The organism is Amphritea sp. (genome assembly GCF_050300915.1).
Taxonomy (GTDB): domain Bacteria; phylum Pseudomonadota; class Gammaproteobacteria; order Pseudomonadales; family Balneatricaceae; genus Amphritea.
Genome location: NZ_JBNKYN010000005.1, coordinates 37,904 through 59,244 on the forward strand (window position 1 = coordinate 37,904; position 21,341 = coordinate 59,244).

Consider the following 21,341-nt stretch of genomic DNA (forward strand, 5'->3'; position numbering starts at 1 on the left):
CGTTGTAAGAAGGTTACTGTCGAAAGAATAAGAACCTTCGAGCCGATTACTTCGCATCATTCAATTCCATTGGCTGAAATGAGATCCCGTCTTTTGTGCCTACAGGACCTGACTCAGCGAAACCAAACCGTTTGTAGACTGGCACAGCATAGATAGATGAGCGCAAAGAAAAACATTTGCTTTGGCAGCGTTCTTTAGCATGTTGCCATAACAAACGAGAGACTCCCCTTCCCTGAAACGCTTGTGCTACAAACAGATGATAAAGATGGCTACCGCCTTTGATAGAGATATAGCCCATCAGTACGCCAGCCTCTTCATAAACAAAATTAAGGTATTCGGGACTGGAAACCCTAGCAGCAAATGCCGCCTCCGTTATCGAATCCCTAAACCAGAACGGTAGCTCCTGGCCCGGCTCATCGAGGTAAAAATGCGACAGCGAAGCAACCAAATCTGCGATCTGGAGCACATCACTTTCAACTGCTATCCGAATACTCATCTATTATGTAAATTTAGAGTTATTTTCATGAATACCGCGCCAATCGTTTACGCTTTTTCTAACAACTAACAAGTGGCGAAGCCACGTCTGGCAGCCGCAAAGCGGCGTTCTAGCGAGTCGAACTTGTTCGACGGTCTAGCTCAAAGAGCATCTCTGCTTTCCGCTCTGCTTTCGCAAAGCTGTATTCAAAGCTGTTGCGTGCCAGTTCTATCGCCTGCTCCCGTGTCATCCCCAGCCCTTTTTCCAACGCGATGAAGTTTTCCGTCAGGTAGCCGCCGAAGTAGGCCGGATCGTCGGAGTTGACCGTGACTTTTACGCCCTGCTCTAACATCTGCAGGATGTTGTGCTGGCTCATATCATCGAAGACTTTCAGTCGGGTGTTCGACAGAGGGCATACCGTCAGAGCCACTTTTTCCTCTGCCAGCCGTTTTATCAGTTGCGGATCATCGATCGCCCGCACACCGTGATCAATCCGATCAACTTTGAGAATATCCAGTGCGTCGATGACGTTTTGCGCGGGCCCCTCTTCGCCTGCATGGGCAACGGCCAGCAGCCCCATATTGCGGGCTTTGGAAAATACCCGTTCAAACTTAGCGGGAGGATGCCCTTTTTCTGAGCTGTCCAGGCCGATGCCAATAATCTGATCCAGATAGGGCTCCGCCTGTTGCAGAGTCTCGAACGCGGCATCCTCACTAAGGTGGCGCAGGAAGCACATAATCAGACCAGAGCTGATGCCATACTCGGTTTCAGCTTGTTGCAGGGCCCGGCTGATACCACTGATTACGGTGGCAAAAGGGATACCCCGCTCTGTGTGGGTCTGGGGATCGAAGAAGGGTTCAATATGGATAATATTCTGCGCCTGGCAACGCTCGATATAGGCCCAGGTCAGATCATAAAAGTCCTCCTCAGTTAGCAGCACCGCTGCCCCCTGATAGTAGAGATCAAGAAATTCCTGCAGATTTGCAAAATCATAGGCCTGTCGCAGCTGGCCAACTGAGTCATAGGGCAACGCAATCGCATTGCGTTCAGCCAGCGCGAACATCAGTTCAGGTTCCAGTGAGCCTTCAAGATGAAGGTGTAATTCGGCCTTAGGCAGGTCAAGCAGAAATTGATCCATCAAATACCTCAAACTTTCTGTTTTGTTTCAGTGTAGTAAAAATGAAACGCTGATTCTTATCAATTATTTATCCGTTTTTTTAACAACTTAAGTGGACTGGTTATTGCAGTTAGCCATTGCAATAACCTTTATTGTCGTGAACAGATCAATTTATCGGTGACTATACCCCGCAAATCTGGCAGCAGAAAAGACCAGAAACTGGCTGCATAGCCCGACGGGGGGTATCGCCAGCTGTTATTTGCTTAACTGCAGTGCCATCCATCTAGCACAACCCCAGGGGTTGCTTTATTACAAGAGATTGTCATGACCGATAAAACTGACATAGCGCTCAACACTCACTCAGGAGCAACTCCAGCGCTCAATATCGACAAACGGCAGGATAACCTGCTGTGGCTGCAGATGTGGACGGATAAGCAGACCGGGTTTCACCAGCTGCTGGTTAATCCATTGCTCGCCAGATTCTGGGGCGGGCAGTCATTGCCTAAAGGCAGTCGTGTGCTGGTGCCTCTGTGTGGTAAAACTCAGGATATGATCTGGCTGGCAGCACAGGGGCACCGGGTAATCGGTGTGGAATTGAGCCCTGTCGCCGTCAAAGCTTTTTTCGCAGAGAACGGTTTAAAGGTTAAAAAAACACGCGAGGGCAGTTTCACCCGCTGGCAGTCGGGTTTGATAACGATCTGGTGTGGCGACTTTTTCTCATTACAGCCACATCATCTGGGCAAGATTGATATTGTCTTTGACCGTGCAGCACTGACGGCGCTGCCCGAGGCGATCCGGAGCCAGTATATCGCCCAGCTACAAACACTTATCGAGGACAACAGTCAGATTTTTCTGCTCACCGTTGAGGATATTGAGAACAGCAGCAATCAGGCTGCCGATATGATTGATGAAGAGATAAGCACACTCTACGCAGAGCACTTTGAGATCAGACTGACACACACCGAGCGTGCCCATGGAAATGAATTGCACAAACTCAACGCAACGTTTCATAGCGAAAGCAAAGTGTATCAACTGACCTACCGCCCCATAACGGTTTGAAAAACCTTATACCGTGGATCAAATGTTAGAGGGATTTCACTGGTAATTTTTCCGCTGTGACGGTATCGCCATTCCAGGGAGCTACTTTGAGTAGTAACAACATCCCCGGGATCGCCAGCAGGGCGCAGATATAGAAAAACAGATGCCAGCCGACCGCATCGACAACATAGCCAGTAAAGGCGTTGACGAAGGTACGGGGCAACGCGGCCAAAGCGGTGAACAACGCAAACTGGGTGGCGGCAAAGGTGATACTGGTTGAACGGGCGATAAAAGCAGTAAATGCAGCGGTCCCCAGCCCGACCCCGAGATACTCAAGGCTGATAACCACCGCCAGCACCAATTTGTCAGGCCCGGCCTGAGCCAACAGCGCGAATCCCAGGATAGTTACCACCTGCACCACACCAAAGATCCACAATGCACGGTTAATACCCAGCTTAATCATCCACAGGCCGCCGAGAATCCCCCCCACCACCGATGCCCAGAGTGCCGAGGCTTTCGCTATCACTCCGATCTCTGTCAGACTGAAACCCATATCGATATAGAAGGGTGTCGATAGCGCGGTAGCCATGTTATCGCCCAGTTTATAAAGGAACATAAAGCTGAGAATCTGCAGTGCACCGGTCCATCCCAGCCGGGTAATAAATTCGTGAAACGGTTCGACAACCGCTTCTTTAAGAGTCTTTGGGGCCCGGGGTTCAGTGATCGGCTCATTGACCACCAGCGTCATGATCACGCCCAGCAACATAAATGCGGCAACGATAATAAAGACACTGCTCCAGGGCAGGATATCTGCCAGAATCAGCCCCAGCGCACCTGGCACGAGTCCGGAGATGCGGTACGCCTGCACATGCACAGAGTTACCCCAGCCCAGTTCCTGTTCTGGCAACAGCTCCCGACGATAGGCATCCAGGACGATATCCTGGCTGGCGCTGAACAGGGCCACAGCCGTGGCCAGATAAGCGATAGTCATGATCGACATAGTCGGATCAAACAACCCTAAACAGGCAATAGACCCCAGCAGGGCCAGCTGCATCATCAGCATCCAGCCACGCCTGCGCCCTAAAAATGGAGGAATATAGCGGTCCATCAGCGGCGCCCACATAAACTTCCAGGTGTAGGGGAAAGTAACCAGAGCAAACAGACCGATCTCTTTCAGCCCTACCCCTTCAGCCCGTAGATAAGCAGGTAACAGCTGAAACAAAACGTAGAGCGGCATACCGGAGGAGAAGCCGGTAAAAATACAGATCAGCGTCCGTCGGTTAAATACTGCGTCTAACCAGTTTGGTTTGTCGTCCGGTGCTTTTACCGCGTCCACTTAAAATCCTTTACGGGTAACGTTTAGCTGATCTTAGCTAGGTAGAAAGGAACGGCAGCTGAACACTGCCGCACCTGAACCAGAATCAGTCGCGGAAGTTGGTATATTGCAGCGGCAATTCCAGATCTTCATTACGCAACATCGCCATCACTTCCTGCAGATCGTCCCGTTTCTTACCAGTCACCCGTACCTGATCGCCCTGCACCTGTGACTGAACCTTGAGTTTTTTATCTTTAATCATTTTGACAATTTTCTTGCTGAAAGGCTGATCCAGTCCCTGCTTCAGGGTTACCAGCTGACGCGCCCGCATATTAGCTTTATGGGGTTCGCCGACATCAAGACTCTTAATATCGATCTTACGCCCCACCAGCTTGTTGCGCAGAATATCCATCATCTGTTGTAACTGGAAATCCACTTCCGCGTGCAGGGTGATAACCTCTCCTGCAAGTTCAAATTTCGCATCAACCTTATTAAAGTCATAGCGCGTACCCAGTTCCCGGTTAGCCTGGTCAACCGCATTACTGACTTCATGCATGTCCAGCTCAGAAACGATATCAAAAGATGGCATCGAAATTACTCCTTAAAACACTACTGCCGCTCGCCCGGCGGTCTAATTCGTTTGATCCTGCCTATCATACCGTTATGATGATCATACACATACCCCATTCAGCATAGGATTCTGAACATATGCACTGGCATATTCTGGGCGCGGGCGCGATCGGCCTGCTCTGGGCAGCAAAATTACAAAAAGCGGGTCACCAGGTTACTCTGATTCTGCATACACCAGAGAAACTGACGCGGTACAACGACACCGGCCACTTTCAGATCAGCCATAACGATACCTCTGAGCGTTTTGTCGCCGAAGCGGAACTGGCCAGCAGCGAAACACCGATCAGTCATCTGCTGGTATCAACGAAATCGTTTGCGGTGATTGATGCCTTTGCAACCGTGCAGCAGCGTCTGAGCGATAGCGCCCGGGTGTTGCTACTGCACAATGGCATGGGGCCGCAGCAGCAACTGACAGAAAAGCACCCTGAACTGGAGATCTGGGCAGGTAGCACAACCGACGGCGCCTATTTTGACCAGCCCTTTAGTCTTGTCAGGGCGGGTATTGGTGAAACCCATATCGGCCGGCTGTCTGCTTGTGGCAATGATCGGCTGTTTCAGGAGCTGCAAGGGGTTGATGATCAGCTCCACCATGCCACCGATATTGCAACCGTACTCTGGCGTAAACTGGCGATTAATTGCGCCATCAACCCACTCACCGCACTGTTTAACTGTCGCAATGGCGAACTCTTGAAATATGACGACCGTCGGGCAGCGATGGCGCAGATATGTAAAGAGGTAGATGATGTCACCAGAGCACTGGGGTTCACCCTGTTTGATCGTAAGCTGATGGAAGAAGCCTGGGATGTGGCAGAGCTGACTGGCAATAACCATTCCTCGATGCAGCAGGATGTCAGCCACCACCGCCCCACCGAGATTGAAACTATCACCGGTTATCTGTGCGGGGTTGCTGACCAGGCTAACATAGCGACACCGGCCAACCACTTAGTACTGGAGGCAGTACGGGAGCTGAGCGAGTAATAACAGTGCTTTTCTCTCAGTAGAGAACGGCTTTCCAAATACGTATAGGTTAACAAGGATCTTTAAATGGCTAAGAAACATGCAGAGGTGAGCCCATCAGAACGCCGCAAGTCCCAGGGGCTGGGAGAGGATTACCCTTACGACAGCAAACTGTCGAAGAAAAAGTATAAAAAAGAGAAGCAAAAGCTGCAGATCGAGTTGCTGAAAATGCAGAACTGGATCAAAGAGACCGGCCAGAAAGTGATCATCATCTTTGAAGGCCGGGACGCCGCAGGCAAAGGGGGAGCTATTCAGCGTTTTACTGAGCACCTCAACCCCCGGGGCGCCCGTATCGTAGCGCTGAACAAACCTTCCAGCACTGAGCAGGGTCAGTGGTACTACGAGCGCTATCTGCAACACCTGCCCAACGCGGGAGAGATCGTGCTGTTTGACCGTTCCTGGTACAACCGGGCCGGTGTTGAGCGGGTAATGGAGTTCTGTTCTGAGGAGGAGTACAAGCTGTTCCTCAAGCACACCCCGATGCTGGAGCAGATGCTGGTAGAGAGTGGTTTCCGCCTATTCAAATTCTGGTTCTCGGTGAATCAGCGGGAGCAGCAACGACGCTTCGACGAGCGCCGCGAAGACCCGCTGAAGCATTGGAAACTCAGCCCGATGGATCTGGCATCCGTGGAGCGCTGGAAGGAGTACACCAAAGCCAAAGAGGCGATGTACCACTACACCCATACCGAATTCGCGCCCTGGAAAACCATCATGTCGGATGACAAAAAACGCGCCCGACTGAATGCGATGAAGATCGTGCTGGACGCCCTGCCCTATGAAAACAAAGACCCTGAGGTTGATCTGGTACCCGACAGCAACATCGTTGCTGAAGCAATGGATCGTACCCCACAGTTCAGCAAAAAGCATATCCCTGAGATTGACTAAAGGAATGGATTAAAACACCTCATCAACAGCTGATACATTTTCATTTGACCCGAGCGCAACTGCAACATAGAGTAGCGCCTCGCTCTACTGGTGCCCGACGCTGATTCCACAGCCAGGGTTAATCGGGAAGTCTGGTGCGCTCTTCAAATCGAGCAACTCCAGCGCTGCCCCCGCAACGGTAAGTAACTGCGAAACTGACACACGCCACTGTCATGGGAAGGCGTCAGTTGCAGATCAGCCAGAAGCTGATCAGGTTACCAGCCCGGAGACCGGCCAGTAGTCAGTTCACTCTTTAAGCGCACGGTGGGTGCGCTAAACAGGAAGTACAATGAAAATATCTCCCCTTTACCAGGCGGTGCTGTTAGGCAGCGCGCTGATCTCCACTACGGCTGCAGCGCAGGAAAAAACCCAGAAGAACACGCTCGATACGATTGTTGTGTCCGCTAACCTGATTGAGCAGCCGATTACAGAAACGATCGCTTCAGTATCTGTTGTCACCGCTGAGGATATTCAGCGTTCCCAGGTGGATTCTGCTAAAGCCGCAATCAATCTGCTGCCAGGGGTAAACTTCACCAGCAGCGGTGCACGCGGCCAGGCTGCGGCACTCTATACCCGGGGTACAGAATCTGACCATACCCTGGTTCTTCTGAATGGTATCCGTATAGGCACACCGACCGCAGCCGGTACACGACTGGAACTGATCCCGGTTGATCAGATCGAAAAAATTGAGTTTGTCAGAGGCCCACGTTCGGCGCTCTACGGCTCCGATGCCATTGGCGGAATCATCCAGATATTCACGAAGAAGGGTAACCAAGAGGCCTCCGGTTCAATGGCTCTGACCCTCGGTGATCAGGGTACACAAAAGCTCTCCGGCCATTATTCTCAGCCCTATAGCGACAGCGGCACGCTGTCAGTCACGCTATCCTCCGACCATCATGATGGTATCGATGTAAAAGATGATGCAGAGTTTGATAGGGACGGTTATCGCAATCTGTCAGCAAATATTGCCGTTGATCAGAAATTATCTGACCGGGTTAACCTGAACCTCGAAGCGATGAAGTGGCAGGGAAACAGTGAGTTTGATACCACCTGGGGTGGCAACGAGTCCGATTTTGAAAACGAACTCTACTCAGCCCACATTCAGTATTCCGGCGATAGTTTCGATAGCGCCCTGAACGCCGCCTATGTCAAAGATGATAACCTGACCTACGGCAACGGTATCAATCGCAAGAATGGCTCTCGCTATGTCACTGAACGCAAGCAGATAAACTGGCTTAACACCGTCTACATCAACAACACTTCTATTTCTGCCGGGCTGGATTATCTGGATGATGATCTGAGCGAAAGCACAGAAAACTACACGGTGTCCAGCCGTGAAACCAAAGCCGCTTTTGTCGGCCTGCTTCACGAAGGGGAAAATTACCAGGCCGAACTCAGTGGTCGTTTTACCGACGATGAACAGTTTGGCGAAAATACTACCTACAGTGCCGGATATGCCTATCAGTTTGAGCCGGTAAAAGTAGCCATCAGCCATGGCACGGCCTTTAAAGCCCCAACCTTTGATGACCTGTATTATCCCCTGAGCTTCGGCTACCAGGGTAACCCTGATTTGAAACCTGAAGAGTCAGAAACGACCGAAATCAGTTTTTCAGGCAACGGCGTCGCGCTATGGGAGATCAGTGTCTATAAAACAGATATCCATAACCTGATCAGCACAAATGATACGTTTACCACCGTAGAAAATACCAACAAAGCGGAAATCGAAGGCGTGGATGCCAGCTACCAGATAGGTTATGGCCACTGGAACCACACGCTGACATATCAGTACGTTAACGCCAAAGACACAGAAACAGGTAAAAAACTGCGTTTCCGCCCTCAGGACACCGTCAAATGGCAGATTAATTATGCTGCCAGCCAATGGTCTGCCGGTAGTGAAATCATCTGGGAAGGCAAACGCTATACCAACGCAGATAACAGTGCTTCGCTTGCCGCTTTTGCCGTGGTTAACCTTTATACAACCTATCAGGTAACCCCTGAATGGACACTTGGCAGCCGGATTGAAAACCTGTTCGACAAGGCGTATCAAACCAATCCCGGGTATAATACTCAGGATCGCTTGCTAACCGTTTCGGCGCGTTATAGTTTTTAATTCAGCTGAAGCAGGTCACTCCAGGGCTGAATAATGTTATTCAGCCTTTTTTATTTCAAGGATTAACTATGGCCAACCGCCTGACAAAAATCTACACCCGCAGCGGCGACCAAGGCACCACCTCCCTAGCCAATGGCAGTAAGGTGAACAAATACCATCCCCGCATCGAAGCGCTGGGGGATACCGATGAACTCAACTGTCTGCTGGGCGTTTTGATTGCTGAACTGCCTGCTCAGGAACCGTTAAGGAAACTGTTGCTACAGTGCCAGAACGATCTGTTTGATCTGGGGGGTGAACTGGCTGTGGCAGATCCGGGCTACACCGTTATCAACGCTGAGGTGATCACGCAGATGGAACAGCAGATCGATGCGCTGAACAGCCAACTGCCGCCGCTGAAGGAGTTTATCCTTCCGGGCGGCAACCGGTCAGCAGCGCTTTGCCATCAGGCACGAAGTGTTTGCCGTCGGGCAGAGAGGCGGATGGTGGAACTGGCTGACCAGGAAACAGTCAATCAGGAAAGCGCCACCTATCTGAACCGGCTATCCGACCTGCTGTTTGTCATCGCCAGAGTGCTGGCACGACATAACGGTGGCGAAGAAATCTTATGGCAACCGCGCAAACCTGATCGTAAATAAGAGTACCTGGGGGTTTAAATAAGCCCGTATGGCCACATGTTATTATCTGTTATCCGCAGCTAATATGAACCGTAAAAGAGAGAAACCGATATGTTGCGTTTTATCGCTCCACTGACGATTGCCCTTTCAGCTTCGCTTCTGGCACCGCTGGCTCAGGCAGACTGCGCCGATGAGCAGACCTGGTGCGAAACAAAGTGCGAAGTTAAACATCTGACCGATGACGCGGCCGCAACCGGCTGTAAATCCAAGTGCGTAGCAGAGCGTGCGGCCTGCAGCACTAAAGCCGGAGCTGAAACAGCCTGGGATGCGACCAAGAAAGCGGCACAAGACACCAAATCATTTTTTAAGGGGCTCACTGAGGAGTAACCCTGGCGGTGACTATTGAGGGTAAATAGTCACCCTGGCCTGCTGTAGCGCTTCACACATCTGCTGAGCGCCGTCCAGCAAACGCATCGTTGGGCGGTATAACAGATCTTCATTCAGACGATAAAACTGGTTATCGCGACTGGCAGCCAGGTCTGGCCAGTCCTGCCAGGATTGTTGCCAGCCATCGGGTACGCCCTCTCCGGTTAGAATAACCTGAGGATTAGTCAGCAAAACCGATTCAACCCCTAAACGGGGAATCGCCTCCCGATGTCCGGCAAACAGATTTTCACCGCCACATAAACGAATTACCTGATCGATCATCTGACTGTGGTTAACTGTCATCAACGGCTGATGCCAGAGCTGATAAAACACCCGTAGTTTAGATCTGTCAGCATAACGCTGCTGCAGTGCTGCTAATCGCCGTTCAAACAGTACCGCCTGATCCTCCGCCTGGGGCAGCTCTAACAACTGCCCCAATGCCCGCAGGTTGTAGGGTATATCACTGAACACTTTTGGGTCCGAGTAGTACACCGGAACCCCCATCTGCTCCAGCCGTTGCAGAGGCAATTGGGGGTTTCCCCCCGCCCAGGCCACCACCAGATCGGGTTTCATAGCAATCATCGCTTCAAGATTAAAGCTCTGAGAGTCGCCAACCACCGGGATATTCAGCGCTGCGGCAGGATAATCACTATGGCTGACAACCCCAATAACATAATCACCCGCACCAATGGCAAACAGATTCTCGGTGATATGGGGCGCTAAAGCGATAACCCGCCGGGCTGGTTGAGCAATATCAATCACCCGGCCCCGGTTATCTGTCACACTGATCCCCGCTTCGGTCGCCGAGGCCAACAAGAGTGGGCTGCATATAAGCAGAATAAAAGCGGGTAATTTAAAACGCATAAATTATTGCCAGAACAGGATCAGGTAAAGAGAACCCAATTCTACTCTACCCAACAGAGAAAAAATGCTAATACAGCCAGTAAACTACCAGAAACCATTCTTTTGCGTTCGTTGCACAGTTAAACAGGGTGAAAAATAGTTATGCAGATTCAGGAACCCCATCAGAGCAGTCGCTTCGCTCTGTTTAACCTCGGCTTCCGGCCATTTTTTTTATTCGCCGCTATTTCAGCACTGCTGCTGATGGTTCACTGGCTGATGCTGCTGGGATCAGGCCAGGCCACCTACAGCTATTATCAGGCCAGTCAGCTATGGCACGGCCATGAGATGCTGTTTGCGTATGCGGTGGCAGTGATTAGTGGTTTTCTCCTGACAGCGGTGCGCAACTGGACTTCAATCCAGACCCCCTTCGGGGTAAAACTGGCGGGTCTGTTTCTGCTCTGGCTGGCAGGCCGCTTATTACCTGTCATCTCAGCGTTTGTTGTGCCACTGCCCGCACCATTGATAGCGCTGACGGATCTGATGTTTCTACCACTAGTCGCTCTGTCAATCGGCCTGCCAATTATCCGCTCTGGCAATTACAAAAACCTGATCTTTACGCTTATTCTGTTAATCATGAGCATTGCCAATCTGCTGATACATCTGCAGCTGACCGGATTAACGGAAGCAACGCTGGCGTCAGGGATGCAACTTGAGCTGGGGTTGATCTTGCTGGTGATGATCATCATGGGTGGCCGGGTCATCCCCTTCTTTACTGAACGGGCGCTGGCCTTTGAGGCCCGCCGCTTTAAACTGCTAGAGTTTGCTGTTATCCCCCTCGCCGTTAGCTGGCTAGTGGCTGATATCGGCCAGTTTCAGCCCGTAGTTACCTGGCTGGCTGCGGCCAACGCCATGCTCCATTTTATCCGTCTGGCAGGGTGGTTCCGGGCACGTATGGTTCGTAACCCGCTGATCTGGATTCTGCACGTCGCCTACCTGTTTATCCCGCTGGGATTTGCCCTGGATGCGCTTAGCAGCATCACCCCCCTATCACCATACCTGTCGACTCATGCTTTCGCCGCCGGAGCGATCGGATCAATGACCCTGGGCATGATGGCCCGGGTGGCTCTGGGCCATACCGCCCGGCCGTTAAAACTGGCAAGAATAACCGTTGTGGCTTTTGCAGTGATGATCGCTGCGGGTGTCATCAGAGTCTTTCTGCCGATGATTCCGGAACTCTATACGACGGCTATCCACCTCTCCGGAGGTTTATGGATAATCGCCTGGGGCCTGTTTCTGATCCCTTACACCCCGATTCTTTTGCAACCACGGCTGGATGGTCAGTTGGGATAACAACCGCTGACCAGTAAAGAATCTCGCCTCGCCTGGGATAGGGTCTCATTAACATTTTCAGCCCGTGGCTTGCACAGTTATGTTCCCTCTGTGTTTCAGATTGGTGCAGACCAGGCTGAACAGTCGTGGGAGGCACTCCCCATTTCTCGGCCCTGTCCGTCTGAAATAAGCACAGCAATGCTGCAGCGGCACCCATTAGCAGCTCCGAAATATTCCCTTCATGAATTAAATATTCTTTTGGAATGAGGTTTGCTTCAGTTAGTGCTTCTTTGACACTCCGGAAGGTATGAGCAATGACACTGATTTCTAAACTATTTGGCACTTCAAACAGTACAGCTGCGGATACCAATACCTCCTCTGCAACCCCGGTGGCGATGGAAACACTCAACTATCAGTACTTTTCAGATGATGAAAAGCGTTTCTATCGCGCGCTGCAGCTGATCAGTGGCCAGACTGCCCAGCTATCCCGACAAGTGTTCAGAGCGCTTGAGGCCCAGGAGAACTTCCTCTCAGAAATCAGCCAGCGAGCCACCAAGCTGGATACTGAACTCAGGGTCGCCAACGACTACCTTAACAGTTCAAACACGACCGTCAGCACATTACAGCAGCAGATTGAGGTGGAGGTGAAGGAGGTCAATAACACAATCAGCCAGTCGCTGGATGCGATCAGTAACTCTCTGTCGGAGAAGTCCAATAATGTAAATCAGGTGCTGGATGGTATCCTCAAAATCGGCAAAGGTGTAAACCTGCTGGCACTCAATGCGTCGATAGAAGCCGCTCGTGCTGGCGAACATGGACGGGGCTTTGCGGTTGTTGCCGATGAGGTGCGACGCCTGGCAAACGTGACCACTGAACAGGCACACCAGGCGGCAGAGCAACTCGACTTCTCTCAGGTTAACGCGGATCTGCATAATATCAGTAGGGCCAATAGCGAAAAGCTTAGCAATTTTATCGGTGTTATCCAGTCGGCTACCGGACAGCTGACCGAACTGTTTAACTCTATCGGTGAACAGCTCAGTGCGGTGATGGAGAATACCGCAGTGATTTTTGAAACCCTGGATATGAGTAGCGGATCAATACAGAGAATCAGCGGCAAAAACCAATTGATCAATCAGGTCATTGAACAGATGTCGCTTGGTTTAGATAAAGTTGATATCCACAGTGCCGACATCACACTAGCATCGCAAGCAGTTAACACCACCCTCAACAAACTCCACCTGGTAGCCGATGCCGCTCACGATCAGCTGGATGATGTGCTGCAAAGGGGGAAACTGCGGGTAGCGATTGAACCCAGTTTTGTTGGTTTATCGTTTCGGGAAAGGCTGGGAGAGCCGCTGAAAGGTCTGGATGTCGACTATGCCACAGCGTTTGCCCGATACCTCGGTGTCGAATGTGAGTTTATTGAAACGCCTTGGGACATGTGTACAGAACTGCTGACATGCGGGAAAAAATTCGGCCAACCACCGGCGGACATTGTTATCAGTGCACTGCCCCCCTCCGCCGAATATGACAATGTCGCATACTCTGACGCTTACACCTACCTGCCCTGGATTTTAGCGCGACGCAAAGATGATAACAGAGTTAACTCAATCAACGACCTGCAGGACAAAGTGGTTGGCGTAGTCAATGATCCCGCTGCGTTAATGATCCTGGAAGAGCTTGGCATCCGCTGGAGCAGTAATGAAACCAAACCCGGTGGACGGATTACACTAAATAACCTGATCGCATACTCTGACCAGTCACGCATCCATAACTGTCTTGCAGATGGCATTGTTGATGCGTTTGGTATTGATCTGCCTATCTATTACTGGGCCTGTAAAAACCCTGCCAGCCCCTGGTTTGACAAGATTGAAATTATTCCCGGCAATCTGGCTGGCAGACCCTTTTTCTACACCATGGTTGTCAATGGTACGGCTTCCGGTTATCGCCTGCTAGCCCAGGCAAACCGTTTTATCCGCTGGTTTAAAACACAGGGCGAACGCGCCTTAATCGAACAGAAATGGCAGGGCGCCCCCCTGGATGGAAGTGGTTCCTATCTTGATGAGCCCGGAAATCTGTTGGGAGAACCTGAGCTTAAAAAACTCTATGAAGCTCACTGTCTCAAATTTAATATTGAACCTAAAAATCTCATATCAGACTAATGAAGCGAGCCCCTTCACAGACTATAAACCGGCTGTAACAGTCTGACGTTGTAAAATTAAGGTAACAAGGTATCGTTATCCCTGTTAAACAGCCGGTTGGGAATTTTAAATTGTTAAATTAAGGAGCCTGCCCGGGTTAGGCCCCAAATCTGAGGCATGGCTTATCGAAGTGGGTATTACCAGCCCCGACGAACTCAGACAGGTAGGCGCGGTCAGGGCATTCATCAGACTCCAGCAGCAGTGCAGCACTAAACCCAGCCTGAACTTTCTCTACGCGATGGTCGGCGCTATCGAAGGCAGAAGCTGGCTGAAAATCGCCAAACATGAAAAGAGTCGGTTACTGACAGAGCTGGACGGTTATCGGGAACTGGAACTACTATTCAACGCCGAAGGGGCAACGATAACCCCGCCATAAGCTCAGTTATCGATAAAAAAAGAGGGCTTTCCGGCCCTCCTTTTCACAGCCGCGAACAAGCGGCACTGTTACCTTGCTTACTTATTAGGGTCAACCAGGGTACGCCCCTGAATTCTGCCCGCAACAATATCTTCTGCAGCCTGTGGCAGATCAGCAAGACCAATAACACTGGAGATATCGCCTAATGCACTATCCGGCAGATCGGTCAGCAGGCGATTCCAGGCCTGGGTGCGGATATCCACCGGACACATTACTGAATCCACTCCCTGCAAACGGACATTACGCAGAATAAACGGCATCACTGTTGTTGGCAGCTTATAACCACCCGCCAAACCACAGGCTGCGACTGTGCCACGATAATCAGTCTCTGCCAGCACCCGGGCCAGGATAGTGTCCCCAACGGTGTCAATCGCGCCTGCCCAGCGCTGTTTTTCAAGCGGGCGTGCCGATTCAGCCATCTCTGCCCGGGACAGCAATTCGCTGGCGCCCAGACCACGCAGATATTCATGGGTGGATTCCCGTCCGGTAACCGCTGCAACGGTATACCCCAGTTGGCTCAGAATCGCCACCGCTACACTGCCCACACCGCCAGCAGCCCCGGTGACCACTACAGTCCCCCGATCCGGGGTGATTCCCCCCTCCTCCAATGCCATCACACAGAGCATTGCTGTGAGGCCTGCGGTACCGATTGACATCGCTTTCGCTGCATTCATCCCTTCAGGCATCTTCACCAGCCACTCAGGCTTCATCCGTGCGTACTGGCTATATCCACCCCAGTAACGCTCACCAACACTCCAACCGGTCATAATCACTTTATCGCCAGGCTGGAATTCAGGACTGTGGGACTCCGTCACAACTCCCGCAAGATCGATTCCCGGAACCATTGGAAAACTGTGGACAATTTTACCGCTGCCGGTAATGGCCAGTCCGTCTTTATAGTTAAGTGAGGAGTATGTTACTTCAACCAGTACATCCTCATCCGGAAGATCGCTGAGTTCCAGCTGCTTTACTGCGGCGAGGGTTTTACCCTCTTCCTGCTCTAATACCAGGGCATTAAACATAGTTTACCTCTCTTTACCTATATACGGCTGACGTAATGTTTAGATGGCTGATCTATAAGCCCCTCGCAAGGGATATAAGACCCACCCTATTTGTCTTACAAATTAACTTAAAACAAATATACACCAACGATATTCATCTTACAAATTAACAATTAGTCGTTTATATGAAATAATCGTACTACTACTGTAGGAGAAATTCTGTGAGTTTAGAAATAGAACCGGTTGCCCAGCGCAGCTTGCCCAGCCAGATTGCAGATCAGATACGTCAAGCCATCATTGATGGGTCACTCAAAGCTGACGACCGTTTACCTACTGAAGGAGAGCTGGCGCTGCGCTATCAGGTTTCCAGACCAACGATACGTGAGGCGCTGAAACGTCTGGGAGCACAAAACCTGATCCGCTCCCGCCGCGGCCCAACCGGTGGAACCTTTATCAACCGCCCCTCAGCCACCGATCTGAGTGATGCTCTCACCAGCGCCACCACCCTATTGGTGGGTATGGATGCATTCTCCATCGACGAGATCCACCAAACCCGTTTGCTGATGGAAAGTAACTGCCTGCAGCTGGCCGCAATGCATATCACCCAGGAACAACTGGACGAACTCAAACGTGAGCTCCAGGCCCAGCAGGATAAAAATCTCACACCAGAGCAGTTTTGCGCCGCCGATGTTCGTTTCCACCGTCTGATCGCTGAAGCGTCTGGTAACCGCCTGCTGAGTTTCATTATGTTCAGTGTAATTGAGGCGCTCCAGCCAGTTAGCAACATGGTAACGTTTCGCTTTCGTGAGCGCTCGGTGGTCATCGATCAGCATCAGCGTATCCTGCAGGCGCTGGAACAGAAAAATGCAGACTTCGCCTGCAGCGTATTAGCTGAACAGGTGAGCTACCTGAGCGAAAAAACCCAACAGGCACAGCAGTGGAAAGTAAATAAATCACCATAAGCCACAGACCAAAATAACATAGGATTTGTCCGGCAATTACGGTATTCTTCAGCTGTAAATCGGAGTATTTAAGGAGTTAGTGTGGAAGAGAACAGCGTCTGGATTATTGGTATTGTCACTCTGATAGCGGGAGCGTTAATCGGTTATCTGATGGGCCGCTCCGGTGATACATCGAATCAGAAAAAATTGGTTGATCAGCTGAATGATGCCCAGCGCGATCTGAGCGAATACAAAGAAAAGGTCAACAACCACTTCGAAAAAACCGCCGAACTGGTGAATAACCTCACGGAGAGTTATAAACAGGTTCACCAACATCTTGCCCAGGGATCGGAAACCCTGTGTATGGGTGAGCACTCCCCTGCCCAGTTAAGTGCTCATACTCAGGCTAAAATCTCCGAGCCGGTAAACAGTGAAGCCGCTGAGACGGAAGAGATTCCAACGGTTACAGAGCAGATTACCCCTGCTGCAGATGAGCCTGAAGTTGTTGAGCCTCCCCGCGACTATGCCATTAAAGGGCCCGATGAAGAGGGCACTCTGTCAGAAAAATATGGTTTGAAGAAAAAACCTGAAGCGGATGACGAGGAAGAGATACCCCCACTGCTGAAAGATCATATTCCCGGCAACAGCCTGCGTGACAGCGAAGAGAAGTAATCTGGTTGAGCGACAGCCAATCAGCTGTCTCACAACGCTTTAAACAACCGGCTCCTGCCTGTTTTTTTCTAGCTGCGGTGTCGCCAAAGCGAGCTTATAAAAAGGAATTTTGCAATAACTCACAGCTCGCTGGGCGATGATCGTGCCATCACACAGGGTTATTGATATCAATAAACTGGTGTTCCAGATCGAACTGCTCCGCCAGCCTCTCTGCCAGTGCCTGCACGCCATAACGTTCGGTCGCATGATGGCCCGCTGCGAAATAGTGAATACCCAGTTCTCTGGCGCTATGTACCGTTGGTTCGGAGATCTCTCCTGAGATAAACGCATCCAGCCCCAGCGCTGCAGCCTTGTCGATATACCCCTGAGCGGCACCCGTGCACCAGCCTACGGTTTCAATCAGCTCAGGGCCTCCGTCAATATGCAGTACCTCACGTCCCATGGCGATAGCGATCTGCTGGCTGAATTCACTTGCGCTCAATGGACCAGGTAAGCGACCGCTCAGACCTATACTGAGGGGGTTATCCGGCTCAAGTCCACCACTAATCTGAAGTCCTAGCTGCTCGGCAAGGCAGACATTGTTGCCCAGCTGCGGATGCCCATCCAACGGCAGGTGGTATGCCAGCAGACTGATATCATGACGCAACAGTGTCTGCAGACGGCGTTTTTTCATGCCCGTCACGGCTTCAGGCTCGCCTTTCCAGAAGTAGCCATGATGCACCAGAATCAGATCAGCACCCAAAATCACTGCCCGTTCCAGCAGCGCCTGACTGGCGGTAACACCCGAGACGATCCGCCGAACCTCGGCACGTCCTTCAACCTGCAGGCCATTGGGGCAATAATCCCTATACTTTTCAGGCGTTAGCAAAGAGTCACAATAATTAACCAATTGTTTCAGCGATACAGCCATAATCTTCTCTTTATATTCCCAAATAGCGTTTTTTATCCGTATAATTCTAAAACAGCAGATCAACTTTACCACTGTTTATAAGGCGTCATTAATTGATTCAACGCTTGGCTTTTCTTATCTGGCCCATTCTATCCGGGATACTGGCCGCAGTTGCGCTGCTGATCTATCTGCCGGATATGTTTGCGCCACCGACTAATACTGTTCAGATTCATGAAGCAGACTACACCCCTGCCAACCAGCGCGGACCATTCTCCTATGCCGATGCGGTCGAACATGCGGCCTCCAGCGTGGTGAACATCTATACCCGTACGGTGATACCTAACAATAACCCGCCACTGTATAACGATCCTAACATTCAAAAACACTATAACAAGAACAGTAATAAGGAACGGATTCAATCCAGCCTTGGTTCTGGCGTAATCCTCAGTAAAGAAGGCTATATCGCCACCAACAACCATGTCATTTCGGGTGCGGACAGCATAGTGGTAGCGCTTAAAGACGGCCGGGAAGCCACCGCAAAAGTGGTGGGTAACGACCCTGATACCGATCTCGCGGTGTTGAAAATCGACCTCCCGGACCTTCCCAGCATCACTATCAGCTCATCGGCCAAGCTGCGTGTCGGTGATGTTGCTCTGGCCATCGGTAATCCGTTCGGCGTCGGCCAGACCGTCACCATGGGCATTATCAGTGCCACAGGCCGTAACCAGTTGGGTCTGAATACCTATGAAGATTTCATCCAGACCGATGCGGCAATCAACCCCGGCAACTCCGGTGGTGCGCTGATCAATGCAGAAGGCAACCTGATCGGCATCAATACAGCGATTTTCAGCCGTTCCGGAGGTTCTCAGGGGATCGGTTTCGCCATCCCTTCGGATCAGGCAAAACAGGTGATGCAGGATCTGATTGAACATGGTCGGGTAGTGCGCGGCTGGGTGGGGGTTGAAGCCCAGGAGATTACTCCGCAGCTGGCCGAGTCTTTCGGCCTCAAAGATACCAAGGGGCTGATTATTGCCGGCATTTTCCGGGATGGCCCAGCGCACAAAGGCGGCCTGCTGCCCGGCGATATTCTGCTGGAGATCGGCGGCAAAAAGATTATCAACAGTTACAACTCCATGTACAGTGTCGCCCGAATGCCCCCCGGCACAGTTCTGCCACTGAAAGTATGGCGTAACGGCGAAGTGCTTGAACTGGAAATTACCGTTGCAGAACGCCCAGCCGTTGAAGAAACCGGTAAAGCAGATGAAACCCAGGTTGATGAAACAAACAGCGGCCAATAACGCCCAATAAACAGGTTATTACGCCTTTTTATTCAGCCACAAAAAAAGCCCCTGAGGGCTTTTTTTGTTTCACAGCGATGCGAATCAGCAGTTATTTCTTAATCCGGTATTCTGCTGAACGGGCATGCGCTGTCAGGCTTTCTCCCCGGGCTAAGACCGATGCAACCTTGCCCATCTCAGATGCACCATCCTCAGAGAACATAATCAGCGAAGAGCGCTTCTGAAAGTCATACACCCCGAGAGGTGAGGAGAAACGCGCGGTTCCTGACGTTGGCAGAACATGATTCGGCCCGGCACAGTAATCGCCCAGAGCCTCAGCTGTGTAACGTCCCATAAAGATAGCACCGGCATGTTTAATCAACGGTAACAGCGCCTGAGGGTCTGCTACAGAGAGTTCAAGGTGCTCTGGCGCGATGCGGTTGTTAACCCGGGCAGCTTCTTCAAGATCGACCACCTTGATCAGTGCCGCACGATCCGCCAGTGAGCGACTGATGATCGACTGACGCTCCATGGTTGGCAACAGTTTATTGATACTGGCGCTCACCCGGTCAAGGAAGTCAGCATCCGGACTGATCAGAATCGGCTGAGCATCTTCATCGTGCTCTGCCTGAGAGAACAGATCCATCGCGATCCAGTCAGGATCGGTATCGCCATCACAGATCACCAGAATCTCTGAGGGACCCGCAATCATATCGATGCCCACGGTGCCATAGACTGCGCGTTTCGCTGTAGCAACGAAGATATTCCCCGGCCCAACGATTTTATCCACTTTGGGAATAGTTTCAGTACCATACGCCAGTGCTGCGACAGCCTGTGCTCCACCGATTGCAAATGCGCGGCTGACACCGGCCAGCGCTGCTGCCGCCAGTACCAGTTGGTTGACTTCACCATCCGGCGTTGGCACCACCATAATCAGCTCTTCAACACCCGCTACGTGTGCAGGAATCGCATTCATCAGCACCGAAGAGGGGTAAGACGCTTTACCACCGGGCACATAAAGACCGGCTTTATCCATAGGTGTCACTTTCTGTCCCAGCAAAGTGCCATCGGCTTCCTGATATTGCCAGGACTCACCTTTCTGACGCTCATGATAATCACGAACGCGACGAGCGGCGACCGTCAGTGCTTTATGCTGATCCTCTGGCAGGCTATCCAGTGCCTGCTGCAGATCCTCCTGAGAGAACTCCAGTTCAGCCATAGAGCTGACGCCGAGACGGTCAAAGCGGTTGGTAAACTCTACCACCGCACTGTCGCCCTCAGCTTTAACCCGCTCTAGAATATCTTCGACGGTTCGGTTTACCTCTTTGTTAGAGACCGACTCCCACGCCAGCAATCTGTCCAGCTGTTCACTGAAATCAGCCTGCTGGCTGTCTAACCTTAATATCTCTGGTTTGGACATACTATTCCGACCTTTCTTTACGTGCTTCAACGGCAGCGGCCAACTGTTCAATTATTGGCTGTATCTGGCGGTGTTTCATTTTTAAAGCGGCTTTACCGACAACCAGCCGTGAACTGACATAGCAGATATCTTCCATCGGCACCAAACCGTTCGCCCGCAAGGTATTACCAGTATCGACAATATCAACAATCCGGTCAGCGAGCCCCATAATCGGCGCCAGTTCCATAGCACCATAGAGTTTAATAATATCAACCTGACGCCCCTGCCGGGCAAAAAACTCTTTGGTGATATTAACGAACTTGGTGGCCACCTTCATCCGCCCTTCAACTTCTCCGGCGTCTTTCATGCCCGCAACCATCAGCCGGCACTTCGCTATATCAAGATCCAGGGGCTCATACAGCCCTTTAGCACCATACTCCAGCAGCACATCCTTACCCGCCACACCCATGTCAGCGCCCCCATGTTCAACATAGGTAGGCACATCAGTAGCGCGGATAACCACCAACTTAATGTTCTCATGGTTGGTATCGAAAATCAGCTTACGGCTGCTGAAAATGTCTTCAGCCGGAATGATGTTAGCCGCCTCTAACAGGGGCAGAGTATCTTTCAGAATACGCCCTTTGGATAGCGCAATGGTCAGGTTCTGTTTCATATTTGCTGTTTCGTTACCACTTGATAATTCAGTAC

At 51.3% G+C, this 21,341-nt stretch carries 21 protein-coding genes and 1 riboswitch; of the genes, 12 read left to right on the forward strand and 9 right to left on the reverse strand.

Annotated features, from left to right (window positions below; all coding sequences use genetic code 11):
* Positions 1-46: 46 nt before the first annotated feature.
* Together ACQY8X_RS02280 and ACQY8X_RS02285 are read right to left on the reverse strand one after the other, a co-directional pair.
* Positions 47-496, reverse strand: a complete 450-nt coding sequence (locus ACQY8X_RS02280) for a GNAT family N-acetyltransferase (RefSeq protein ID WP_428033518.1) — start codon at positions 494-496, stop codon at positions 47-49.
* Positions 497-605: 109 nt separating this feature from the next.
* Positions 606-1,613: an adenosine deaminase gene (locus ACQY8X_RS02285; protein WP_428033519.1), complete on the reverse strand. Its 1,008-nt coding sequence runs from the start codon at positions 1,611-1,613 to the stop codon at positions 606-608.
* Between the two features lie 303 nt (positions 1,614-1,916).
* On the opposite strand from ACQY8X_RS02285, the gene ACQY8X_RS02290 reads away from it, so the two are divergent.
* Positions 1,917-2,651 (forward strand): thiopurine S-methyltransferase, encoded by a 735-nt coding sequence (locus ACQY8X_RS02290; RefSeq protein WP_428033520.1) that lies wholly within the window; start codon positions 1,917-1,919, stop codon positions 2,649-2,651.
* A gap of 25 nt (positions 2,652-2,676) precedes the next feature.
* Here ACQY8X_RS02290 and ACQY8X_RS02295 read toward each other — a convergent pair whose 3' ends face one another.
* Together ACQY8X_RS02295 and ACQY8X_RS02300 are read right to left on the reverse strand one after the other, a co-directional pair.
* Complete coding sequence (locus tag ACQY8X_RS02295) at positions 2,677-3,966, reverse strand: AmpG family muropeptide MFS transporter (RefSeq protein WP_428033521.1); 1,290 nt, start codon at positions 3,964-3,966, stop codon at positions 2,677-2,679.
* Between the two features lie 85 nt (positions 3,967-4,051).
* Positions 4,052-4,534: a YajQ family cyclic di-GMP-binding protein gene (locus ACQY8X_RS02300; protein ID WP_428033522.1), complete on the reverse strand. Its 483-nt coding sequence runs from the start codon at positions 4,532-4,534 to the stop codon at positions 4,052-4,054.
* Between the two features lie 119 nt (positions 4,535-4,653).
* Here ACQY8X_RS02300 and ACQY8X_RS02305 point away from each other — a divergent pair, with 119 nt between their 5' ends.
* From ACQY8X_RS02305 to ACQY8X_RS02325, 5 genes are all read left to right on the forward strand, one after another.
* Positions 4,654-5,553 carry a ketopantoate reductase family protein gene (locus ACQY8X_RS02305; protein ID WP_428033523.1) on the forward strand — a complete coding sequence of 300 codons (900 nt, stop codon included), beginning with the start codon at positions 4,654-4,656 and terminating at the stop codon, positions 5,551-5,553.
* 66 nt (positions 5,554-5,619) lie between these two features.
* Positions 5,620-6,477, forward strand: a complete 858-nt coding sequence (gene ppk2, locus ACQY8X_RS02310) for a polyphosphate kinase 2 (RefSeq protein WP_428033524.1) — start codon at positions 5,620-5,622, stop codon at positions 6,475-6,477.
* A 71-nt stretch (positions 6,478-6,548) separates the two neighbouring features.
* Positions 6,549-6,769, forward strand: a riboswitch (cobalamin riboswitch).
* Positions 6,770-6,805: 36 nt separating this feature from the next.
* Positions 6,806-8,626, forward strand: coding sequence for a TonB-dependent receptor domain-containing protein (locus ACQY8X_RS02315; protein WP_428033525.1), 1,821 nt, complete (start codon positions 6,806-6,808; stop codon positions 8,624-8,626).
* 68 nt (positions 8,627-8,694) lie between these two features.
* Positions 8,695-9,261, forward strand: coding sequence for a cob(I)yrinic acid a,c-diamide adenosyltransferase (locus ACQY8X_RS02320; RefSeq protein ID WP_428033526.1), 567 nt, complete (start codon positions 8,695-8,697; stop codon positions 9,259-9,261).
* Positions 9,262-9,351: 90 nt separating this feature from the next.
* The gene (locus ACQY8X_RS02325) at positions 9,352-9,627 is read left to right on the forward strand and encodes a hypothetical protein (RefSeq protein WP_428033527.1); all 276 of its coding nucleotides are present in this window, start codon (positions 9,352-9,354) and stop codon (positions 9,625-9,627) included.
* Positions 9,628-9,639: 12 nt separating this feature from the next.
* Here the strand turns inward: ACQY8X_RS02325 and ACQY8X_RS02330 are convergent, their stop codons facing one another.
* Positions 9,640-10,530 carry a cobalamin-binding protein gene (locus ACQY8X_RS02330; protein WP_428033528.1) on the reverse strand — a complete coding sequence of 297 codons (891 nt, stop codon included), beginning with the start codon at positions 10,528-10,530 and terminating at the stop codon, positions 9,640-9,642.
* A 141-nt stretch (positions 10,531-10,671) separates the two neighbouring features.
* Between ACQY8X_RS02330 and ACQY8X_RS02335 the strand changes: the two genes are divergently transcribed.
* The 3 genes from ACQY8X_RS02335 (at position 10,672) to ACQY8X_RS02345 (ending at position 14,415) form a co-directional block, all read left to right on the forward strand.
* Positions 10,672-11,859 carry an NnrS family protein gene (locus tag ACQY8X_RS02335; RefSeq protein ID WP_428033529.1) on the forward strand — a complete coding sequence of 396 codons (1,188 nt, stop codon included), beginning with the start codon at positions 10,672-10,674 and terminating at the stop codon, positions 11,857-11,859.
* Positions 11,860-12,152: 293 nt separating this feature from the next.
* A complete protein-coding gene (locus tag ACQY8X_RS02340; protein ID WP_428033530.1) occupies positions 12,153-14,000 on the forward strand; it encodes a methyl-accepting chemotaxis protein in 1,848 nt (615 codons plus the stop codon).
* Positions 14,001-14,127: 127 nt separating this feature from the next.
* Complete coding sequence (locus ACQY8X_RS02345) at positions 14,128-14,415, forward strand: TfoX/Sxy family protein (RefSeq protein WP_428033578.1); 288 nt, start codon at positions 14,128-14,130, stop codon at positions 14,413-14,415.
* Between the two features lie 77 nt (positions 14,416-14,492).
* Here ACQY8X_RS02345 and ACQY8X_RS02350 read toward each other — a convergent pair whose 3' ends face one another.
* On the reverse strand, positions 14,493-15,476 hold the full coding sequence (locus tag ACQY8X_RS02350; RefSeq protein WP_428033531.1) for an MDR family oxidoreductase: 984 nt from the start codon (positions 15,474-15,476) through the stop codon (positions 14,493-14,495).
* Between the two features lie 200 nt (positions 15,477-15,676).
* Here ACQY8X_RS02350 and ACQY8X_RS02355 point away from each other — a divergent pair, with 200 nt between their 5' ends.
* Together ACQY8X_RS02355 and ACQY8X_RS02360 are read left to right on the forward strand one after the other, a co-directional pair.
* Entirely contained in the window at positions 15,677-16,417 is a 741-nt protein-coding gene (locus tag ACQY8X_RS02355) for a FadR/GntR family transcriptional regulator (protein ID WP_428033532.1), read from the forward strand.
* A gap of 81 nt (positions 16,418-16,498) precedes the next feature.
* Positions 16,499-17,068 (forward strand): YhcB family protein, encoded by a 570-nt coding sequence (locus tag ACQY8X_RS02360; RefSeq protein WP_428033533.1) that lies wholly within the window; start codon positions 16,499-16,501, stop codon positions 17,066-17,068.
* Between the two features lie 148 nt (positions 17,069-17,216).
* Here ACQY8X_RS02360 and ACQY8X_RS02365 read toward each other — a convergent pair whose 3' ends face one another.
* Complete coding sequence (locus ACQY8X_RS02365; RefSeq protein ID WP_428033534.1) at positions 17,217-17,978, reverse strand: Nif3-like dinuclear metal center hexameric protein; 762 nt, start codon at positions 17,976-17,978, stop codon at positions 17,217-17,219.
* A 95-nt stretch (positions 17,979-18,073) separates the two neighbouring features.
* Between ACQY8X_RS02365 and ACQY8X_RS02370 the strand changes: the two genes are divergently transcribed.
* The gene (locus ACQY8X_RS02370; protein WP_428033579.1) at positions 18,074-19,255 is read left to right on the forward strand and encodes a S1C family serine protease; all 1,182 of its coding nucleotides are present in this window, start codon (positions 18,074-18,076) and stop codon (positions 19,253-19,255) included.
* Between the two features lie 91 nt (positions 19,256-19,346).
* Here the strand turns inward: ACQY8X_RS02370 and hisD are convergent, their stop codons facing one another.
* Together hisD and hisG are read right to left on the reverse strand one after the other, a co-directional pair.
* Positions 19,347-20,654 (reverse strand): histidinol dehydrogenase, encoded by a 1,308-nt coding sequence (gene hisD, locus ACQY8X_RS02375; RefSeq protein ID WP_428033535.1) that lies wholly within the window; start codon positions 20,652-20,654, stop codon positions 19,347-19,349.
* Between the two features lies 1 nt (position 20,655).
* Entirely contained in the window at positions 20,656-21,306 is a 651-nt protein-coding gene (gene hisG, locus ACQY8X_RS02380) for an ATP phosphoribosyltransferase (RefSeq protein ID WP_428033536.1), read from the reverse strand.
* Positions 21,307-21,341 lie beyond the last annotated feature (35 nt).

Coding starts and splice junctions, on each gene's coding strand:
- ACQY8X_RS02280 (WP_428033518.1), bottom strand. CDS start 496: ATGAGTATTCGGATAGCAGTTGAAAGTGATGTGCTCCAGATCGCAGAT.
- ACQY8X_RS02285 (WP_428033519.1), bottom strand. CDS start 1,613: ATGGATCAATTTCTGCTTGACCTGCCTAAGGCCGAATTACACCTTCAT.
- ACQY8X_RS02290 (WP_428033520.1), top strand. CDS start 1,917: ATGACCGATAAAACTGACATAGCGCTCAACACTCACTCAGGAGCAACT.
- ACQY8X_RS02300 (WP_428033522.1), bottom strand. CDS start 4,534: ATGCCATCTTTTGATATCGTTTCTGAGCTGGACATGCATGAAGTCAGT.
- ACQY8X_RS02305 (WP_428033523.1), top strand. CDS start 4,654: ATGCACTGGCATATTCTGGGCGCGGGCGCGATCGGCCTGCTCTGGGCA.
- ppk2 (WP_428033524.1), top strand. CDS start 5,620: ATGGCTAAGAAACATGCAGAGGTGAGCCCATCAGAACGCCGCAAGTCC.
- ACQY8X_RS02315 (WP_428033525.1), top strand. CDS start 6,806: ATGAAAATATCTCCCCTTTACCAGGCGGTGCTGTTAGGCAGCGCGCTG.
- ACQY8X_RS02320 (WP_428033526.1), top strand. CDS start 8,695: ATGGCCAACCGCCTGACAAAAATCTACACCCGCAGCGGCGACCAAGGC.
- ACQY8X_RS02325 (WP_428033527.1), top strand. CDS start 9,352: ATGTTGCGTTTTATCGCTCCACTGACGATTGCCCTTTCAGCTTCGCTT.
- ACQY8X_RS02330 (WP_428033528.1), bottom strand. CDS start 10,530: ATGCGTTTTAAATTACCCGCTTTTATTCTGCTTATATGCAGCCCACTC.
- ACQY8X_RS02335 (WP_428033529.1), top strand. CDS start 10,672: ATGCAGATTCAGGAACCCCATCAGAGCAGTCGCTTCGCTCTGTTTAAC.
- ACQY8X_RS02340 (WP_428033530.1), top strand. CDS start 12,153: ATGACACTGATTTCTAAACTATTTGGCACTTCAAACAGTACAGCTGCG.
- ACQY8X_RS02350 (WP_428033531.1), bottom strand. CDS start 15,476: ATGTTTAATGCCCTGGTATTAGAGCAGGAAGAGGGTAAAACCCTCGCC.
- ACQY8X_RS02365 (WP_428033534.1), bottom strand. CDS start 17,978: ATGGCTGTATCGCTGAAACAATTGGTTAATTATTGTGACTCTTTGCTA.
- hisD (WP_428033535.1), bottom strand. CDS start 20,654: ATGTCCAAACCAGAGATATTAAGGTTAGACAGCCAGCAGGCTGATTTC.
- hisG (WP_428033536.1), bottom strand. CDS start 21,306: ATGAAACAGAACCTGACCATTGCGCTATCCAAAGGGCGTATTCTGAAA.